General features: G+C 59.0%; 5 protein-coding genes. All 5 read right to left on the bottom strand.

The genetic code is table 11. The features are described 5' to 3' along the window. Nucleotides 1-105: 105 nt before the first annotated feature. Complete coding sequence (locus AD669_RS13355) at nt 106-1,512, bottom strand: sigma-54-dependent Fis family transcriptional regulator (protein WP_053120432.1); 1,407 nt, start codon at nt 1,510-1,512, stop codon at nt 106-108. A 135-nt stretch (nt 1,513-1,647) separates the two neighbouring features. Continuing rightward, complete coding sequence (locus tag AD669_RS13350; protein ID WP_053120429.1) at nt 1,648-3,222, bottom strand: ABC transporter ATP-binding protein; 1,575 nt, start codon at nt 3,220-3,222, stop codon at nt 1,648-1,650. A gap of 14 nt (nt 3,223-3,236) precedes the next feature. Next, nucleotides 3,237-4,259, bottom strand: coding sequence for an ABC transporter permease (locus tag AD669_RS13345; protein ID WP_053120427.1), 1,023 nt, complete (start codon nt 4,257-4,259; stop codon nt 3,237-3,239). Then, entirely contained in the window at nt 4,259-5,320 is a 1,062-nt protein-coding gene (locus tag AD669_RS13340) for a microcin C ABC transporter permease YejB (protein WP_053120425.1), read from the bottom strand. The genes AD669_RS13345 and AD669_RS13340 overlap by 1 nt, the downstream gene beginning before the upstream one ends. Further along, entirely contained in the window at nt 5,320-7,188 is a 1,869-nt protein-coding gene (locus AD669_RS13335) for an extracellular solute-binding protein (protein WP_053120423.1), read from the bottom strand. Before AD669_RS13335 ends, AD669_RS13340 begins: the two co-directional genes overlap by 1 nt. Nucleotides 7,189-7,293: the final 105 nt, after the last annotated feature.

Here is a 7,293-nt window from a genome sequence, read left to right as displayed (position 1 = left end):
CCTACAGTAGAAGATGGGTTTTCTCTGTAGGAGCTGCCGAAGGCTGCGATCTTTTGATCTTAAAATAACGCATCCAAAAAAGGAGACAGCGTCTCTATTGGGAGACTAAGCAATCCCCAGCGCCACCATTTTCTTATACAACGTCGACCGCCCAAGCCCGAGCCGAGCCGCCGCCTCCGGCACTTTCCCCGCACATTGCGCAAGGGCGGCCTCAATCAATTGCCGATCAAACCGCTCCCGCGCTTGAGCGAATGTCTCCTCACTTGGCGCTTCAAGTGTGGGCGCCGACGCACGCTCAACCGGGCTCAGCGGCCCGATTGCTGCACGAATGTCACTCTCCGTCAGCATCAAGTCATCACTGAGCAACGCCGCGCGCTCGAGCACATTACGCAACTCGCGAATATTCCCCGGCCAGGCGTGCTGCCCGAGCAGTTCCAGCGCATCGCGGTGCAGCTCATGCTGACTGCGCAGTTCCTCCAGAATCGCCTCACTGAGCGCCGGCAAATCATCAAGACGCTCACGCAACGGCGGCACTTGAATCGGCAGCACATTGAGGCGGTAATACAAATCGGCACGGAACTCACCGCGTTTGATCGCCGCTTGCAAATCGGTCGAAGTGGCAGCTATCACCCGCACATCACTCTGAATCACCTCGTTCGAGCCTACCGGTTCAAATTCCTTTTCCTGCAAAACCCGCAGCAGTTTGCTTTGCAGCGGCAGCGGCATGTCGCCGATCTCGTCAAGAAACAACGTGCCGCCCTGGGCGATTTGCAATTTGCCGGTGCGGCCCTTGCGGTCGGCGCCGGTGAACGCGCCCGGCGCTGTGCCGAAGAATTCCGCTTCCAGCAGCGCTTCAGGAATCGCCGCGCTGTTGATGCTGACGAACGCCTTGTGCGCACGCGGCGAAGCACTGTGAATCGCCTGCGCCAACAGCTCTTTGCCGGTACCGGTTTCACCGAGCAGCAACACCGGCGACTCGGCACTGGCGCTGCGTCGGGCGCGGCGTTTGACTTCAAGGCTGGCGGCGCTGGTACCGATGAAGTGGGCGAAGTTGTATTTAGTCTGCCGTGCGCGCAGCAGTGAACGGGTCGAGGCCAATTCTTCCTGCATGCTCAGGTAGCGCTTGAGCATCGGCGATAGCGTGCGCAACTCGTCGAACAGGGCGAAACCGATGGCGCCAATGACGGTGCCGGCGTCGTCATGGATCGGTAGGCGCATGACGACTAGCGGTTCTTTTGGCGTGTCTTGCATGTCGAGCAGGATCGGCCGCCCGGTGCGCACCACTTCACGCAGCAGGCTGCCGGGGATCACGCTTTCGCAGGGCTTGCCGATGGCGCCTTCAGCGGAGTCGAGGCCAAATCGGCGCGCGTAACGCTCATTCATCCAGACGATATTGGCATCACGATCAACGATCACCGTGCCTTCGCTGGACTGCTCGATGATCTCGAACAACGAGCGGATCGCCAGCGTGCGCACGCGTTGGTAGTCCTTGAGGCTTTCGGTGGTATTCATGGGGTGGATCCTGGATGTTCTGGTTTTCTGTGCTGGCCTCTTCGCGGGCAAGCCTTGCTCCTACAGAATTCGCGTTATCTGTAGGAGCAAAGCTTGCTCGCGATGGCCGCGACGCGGTTTTTTAAGCTAAAACGCCTACCCCGGATGCGCCGCCGCCAACAGCTCTTTGGTATACGGATGCTGCGGCGAATCAAACACATCATGACTGGCGCCGCGCTCGACCACTTTGCCGTCCTTGATCACGATCATGTCGTGCGCCAAGGCGCGCACCACCGCCAGATCATGGCTGATGAACAGATAGGTCAAACCGTATTTTTCCTGCAAATCACGGAGGAGGGCGACCACTTGTTTCTGCACGGTACGATCCAGCGCCGATGTCGGTTCATCCAGCAAAATCAGCGCCGGTTTCAGCACCAGCGCCCGCGCGATGGCAATACGCTGACGCTGCCCGCCGGAAAACTCATGAGGGTAACGATGACGACTTTCCGGGTCGAGACCAACTTCCTTGAGCACACGGATCACTTGCGCATCGCATTCATCGGCGGTGGATTCGCAATGCACCTCCAGGCCTTCGCTGATGATCTGCGCCACCGACATGCGCGGGCTGAGGCTGCCGAACGGGTCCTGGAACACCACCTGCATCTGCCGCCGCCATGGCCGCAGTTGTTTCTGATTGAGCCCGTCGAGCGCTTCGCCCTGAAAACGGATGCTGCCTTCGGAGTCGAGCAAGCGCAGAATCGCCTGACCCAGCGTTGATTTGCCCGAACCGGACTCGCCGACGATGCCCAGGGTTTTGCCGCGCTGAATGGTCAGGCTGATGCCGTCCACTGCGCGCAAATACTGCTTGCGCTCAAACAGACCGCCGCCCAAGGCAAAATCGACCCGCAGATCCTCGACTTCCAGCACGTTCTCGCGCTCATCGCGGGGCAGCGCTTCGCCCTCGGGCTCGGCGTTGAGCAAGACGCAGCTGTACGGATGCTTCGGTTCGGTAAACAAAATCTCGCACGGCGCCTGCTCGACAATTTCCCCGGCCTTCATCACGCAAACCCGCTGGGCGATGCTGCGCACCAGATTCAGATCGTGGCTGATCAACAGCAGCGACATGCCGAGGCGTTGTTGCAGGGATTTGAGCAGCAGCAGGATCTTGCGCTGCACCGTCACGTCCAGCGCGGTCGTCGGCTCGTCGGCGATCAACAGTTCCGGTTCGCACGCCAGCGCCATGGCAATCATCACCCGCTGGCGTTGCCCGCCAGACAATTGATGCGGATAAGCCTTGAGGCGTTCTTCAGGCTTTTTGATGCCAACCAGTTGCAGCAATTCCAGAATGCGTGACTGCGCCGCTTTGCCGCCGAGGCCACGGTGCAGCAACAGGGTTTCGCCGATCTGTTTTTCGATGGTGTGAAGTGGATTGAGCGAAGTCATCGGCTCTTGGAAGATCATCGCAATCCGATTGCCGCGCAGTTCACGCAAGACTTTGGGGTCAGCGCCGACCAACTCCTGGCCGCGATAACGAATGCTGCCGGTAGTGCGGGCATCACACTCGGGCAGCAATTGCAGGATCGAATGCGCGGTCACCGATTTGCCCGAACCCGACTCGCCGACCAGCGCCAGGCACTCGCCGGGGCGGATGTCCAGACACAGGTTGCGCACCACGGTCTGGTCATTGAAGGCGACGTTGAGGTCGCGGATTTCGATCAGGTTGTCAGTCATCGTCAATCTCTGCTTCAAGAGCGTGGGTCGAAGGCGTCTCGCAACGCTTCGCCGATAAACACCAGCAACGACAGAATCAGTGCCAAGGTGAAAAACGCCGTCAAACCTAACCATGGCGCCTGCAGATTCTGTTTGCCCTGACCGATCAGTTCACCCAGTGAGGCGCTGCCGGCGGGCATGCCAAAACCGAGAAAATCCAGCGCGGTGAGGGTGGAGATTGCTCCGGTCAGAATAAACGGCAGATAACTCAACGTGGCGTTCATCGCGTTGGGCAGGATGTGCCGGACAATCACTTTGCGATCAGTCAGCCCCAAGGCCCGCGCGGCTTTGACGTATTCCAGATTGCGCCCACGCAGGAACTCGGCGCGCACCACATCGACCAACGCCAGCCACGAAAACAGCGCCATGATCCCCAGCAGCCACCAGAAATTCGGCTCAACGAAACCGGAAAGGATGATCAGCAGATACAACACCGGTAATCCCGACCAGACTTCCAGCAGGCGTTGCCCGATCAAGTCGACCCAGCCGCCGTAATAGCCTTGCAGCGCACCGGCCGCAATGCCGATCAGCGCACTGACAAACGTCAGCATCAACGCAAACAGAATCGACACCCGCGCACCGAAAATCACCCGCGCCAGCACGTCCCGCGCCTGATCGTCGGTGCCTAGCCAGTTCACGGTGGTGGGTGGACTCGGCGCCGGTTTGTTGAGGTCGTAATTGGGCGTGTCATCGCTGAACGGAATCGGCGGGAACAGCAGCCAGCCACCGTCCTTGCGGATCAGATTCTGCACGTACTCGCTACGATAATCGGCCTGAAACGGTAGTTGCCCGCCAAACTCCTGCTCGGTGTGACGCTTGAACACCGGGAAATACCATTCACCCTGATAGCTGACCATCAGCGGTTTGTCGTTGGCGATCAACTCGCCGCCCAACGTCAACGCAAACAGACCGATAAACAGCCACAACGACCACCAGCCCCGACGGTTTCTCTTGAAACGCTCGAAGCGGCGACGGCCCAACGGCGAAAACTTGAACATCAGGCGTTCCTCGCGGCGAAGTCGATGCGCGGATCCACCAGCGTGTAGCAGAGGTCGCCAATCAGTTTTATCAGGAGGCCAAACAGGGTGAAGATGAACAGCGAACCGAATACCACCGGATAGTCGCGGGAGACGGCCGCTTCGTAGCTCATGCGCCCGAGACCGTCGAGGGAGAAGATCACTTCGATCAACAACGAACCGGCGAAGAACACGCTGATGAACGCTTGAGGAATGCCTGACACCACCAGCAGCATCGCGTTACGAAATACATGCCCATAGAGCACGCGTCGCTCGCTCAAGCCTTTGGCCCGGGCAGTCACCACGTACTGGCGAGTGATTTCGTTGAGGAACGAGTTTTTGGTCAGAATCGTCAGCGTGGCGAATCCGCCGATCACCAGCGCCGTCACTGGCAGCACAAGATGCCAGAAGTAGTCAGTGATCTTGCCGAGTGTCGACAGCGATTCGAAGTTGTCCGAGACCAGACCGCGCACCGGGAACCAGTTCAGCGAAGTGCCGCCGGCAAACACCACGATCAGGAACATCGCAAAGAGGAACGCCGGCATCGCGTAACCAATGATGATTGCAGTGCTGCTCCAGATATCGAAATGACTGCCGTGGTGTACGGCTTTGCGGATGCCCAGCGGAATCGATACCAGATAGGTGATCAGCGTCGCCCAGAGCCCAAGGGAAATGGTCACCGGCATTTTTTCGAGGATGAGGTCGGTCACCGTGGCGCCGCGAAAGAAGCTCTTGCCGAAGTCCAGTTGCGCGTAATTCTTCAGCATCAGCCACAGCCGTTCATGCGCGGGTTTGTCGAAGCCGTACTGTTTTTCGATGTCCTTGATCAGTTGCGGGTCGAGGCCGCGACTGGCGCGCGATGTACTGCTAATGGCTTCACTGGCACCACCACCGACATTGCCGCCGCCGATGCCTTGCAAGTGAGCGATGGCCTGTTCCACCGGGCCACCGGGCGCCGCTTGAATGATCACGAAGTTGACCAGCAGAATGATCACCAGTGTCGGAATGATCAGCAGCAGACGCCGCAGTATGTAACCCCACATCAGTGCGGCCCTCCGGGTTTGCCACGTCCGATTTTCTCGGCCGTCATCTGTTGGTTGGTCAGCGGTGTGCTGCTGATTTCCCACCAACTCTCGATCGCTTCGTCATTGCTCGCTTGCACCGCCGGCATGCCGAAGCGGTTCCACCAGACCGTCGAGGTGCCAGGCGGGTAATAGTTGGGAATCCAGTAGTAATTCCATTGCAGCACCCGATCCAGTGCGTGGGCGTAATGCAGCATGTCGGATTGTGTCGAGGCGCGGATCAGGCCGTTGATCAGCGTATCGACGGCCGGATTTTTCAGCACCATGTAATTGTTGGCGCCGGGGTCGTTGGCCGAGGCCGAGCCGAAATAGTTGAGCAGCTCGCCGCCGGGGGAAGTGCTGACCGGGTAGCCGGTGACGATCATGTCGTAGTCGCGACTCATCAGGCGATTGACGTATTGCGAGGAATCGATGCGCCGGATGTTGAGGTCGATGCCGATTTGTTTCAGCGTGCGTTTATAAGGCAGCAGCAAGCGATCCATGCCGTTCTGGCTGACCAGAAACGTGAAGCTCAGCGGCTCGCCTTCGGCGTTGACCAACTGGTCGCCATCCGGTTTCCAGCCAGCCTGTTCCAACAGCTGCAAGGCTTGCAGCTGTTTATCGCGGATCATCCCGCTGCCGTCGGTTTTCGGCGCCTCGAACACTTGATTGAAGACTTCGTCAGGCACCTGGCCACGCAGCGGCTCAAGGATCTGCAGTTCTTGCGCATCGGGCAATTTTGACGCGGCGAGCTCAGTGTTGGAAAAGTAGCTTTGCTGGCGGATGTACAGGTTGCGCATCATCTGCCGGTTGCTCCACTCGAAATCCCAGAGCATGGCCAGTGCCTGACGCACGCGACGATCCTGGAACATCGGCTTCTGCAGGTTGAACACAAAACCTTGCGCCGATTGCGGCGCCTCAGTGGCCAAATGAGCCTTTTGCAGGCGCCCGTCACTCAATGCCGGGCTGTCGTAACCGATCGAGTAACCGGTGGCCGAGAACTCGCGGTTGTAGTCATACGCGCCACCGCGCAGCACCTGACGGGCGACGTCGGTGTCGCCGAAATACTCGATGCTGAAGTGATCGAAGTTGTACAAGCCGCGGCTAACCGGCAGATCCTTGCCCCACCAGTTGGCATTGCGTTCAAAAGTGATACTGCGTCCGGAGTCGACCTTGCCGACGCGATACGGGCCGCTGCCCAATGGCGCTTCATAGCCGCCACCGCCAGCGAAGTCACGGGTCTTCCACCAATGCTCGGGAAACACCGGCAGAGTGGCGATATCCAGTGGCAGAGTGCGGTTTTCATTGCTCTTGAAATCGAATCGCACCGTCAGCGGCGCTTCGATTTCGACGCCTTTGACGTCGGCGAATTGCGTGCGATAGCGCAGGCTGCCTTGGGTCATCAACAAATCGTAGGTGTAGCGCACGTCCTCGGCGGTGATCGGCGTACCGTCGGCGAAACGCGCTTTCGGATTGATGAAAAAGCGCAAGGACAACCCATCGTCAGCGCGCTCGATTTTTTGCGCGACGAGGCCGTAGACAGTGTAAGGCTCATCCATCGAGCGCTGCGCCAGCGGCGAATAGAGCATGCCGTCGATCTGGGTGACGCCGATGCCTTTGTCTATATAAGGAAGAACATGGTCGAAGTGGCCGATCTCGATCGCCGAGCGGCGCATCGTTCCGCCCTTGGGCGCCTGCGGATTGGCGTAGTCGAAGTGGCTGAAACCGGCGGGATACTTCGCCGGCTCGCCATAAACGGTCAATGCATGTTGCGGTGCCGCGCTCACACCTACGGCGCTCAACAGCAGCGTCACGGCAGTGAACATCAATGTGGGGAAAGCCAGTCGCATTGTCAGCCTTAGAGCCGGGTGATCGATAAGCGTAATTTGTACGCGAGCGGCGCGCGGCTCGCCAGCCGTATCGTGTAACTGAAACACAACGGCCCACCAAAAGGC

The sequence above is a fragment of the Pseudomonas sp. P1.31 genome (genome assembly GCF_001269815.1).
GTDB lineage: Bacteria > Pseudomonadota > Gammaproteobacteria > Pseudomonadales > Pseudomonadaceae > Aquipseudomonas > Aquipseudomonas rustica.
This window is presented reverse-complemented; position numbering and strand designations above follow the sequence as displayed.

Bases quoted from the DNA above. Each gene is read 5' to 3' on its own strand.
- AD669_RS13355 (WP_053120432.1), bottom strand. From the start codon at position 1,512: ATGAATACCACCGAAAGCCTCAAGGACTACCAACGCGTGCGCACGCTG.
- AD669_RS13350 (WP_053120429.1), bottom strand. From the start codon at position 3,222: ATGACTGACAACCTGATCGAAATCCGCGACCTCAACGTCGCCTTCAAT.
- AD669_RS13345 (WP_053120427.1), bottom strand. From the start codon at position 4,259: ATGTTCAAGTTTTCGCCGTTGGGCCGTCGCCGCTTCGAGCGTTTCAAG.
- AD669_RS13340 (WP_053120425.1), bottom strand. From the start codon at position 5,320: ATGTGGGGTTACATACTGCGGCGTCTGCTGCTGATCATTCCGACACTG.
- AD669_RS13335 (WP_053120423.1), bottom strand. From the start codon at position 7,188: ATGCGACTGGCTTTCCCCACATTGATGTTCACTGCCGTGACGCTGCTG.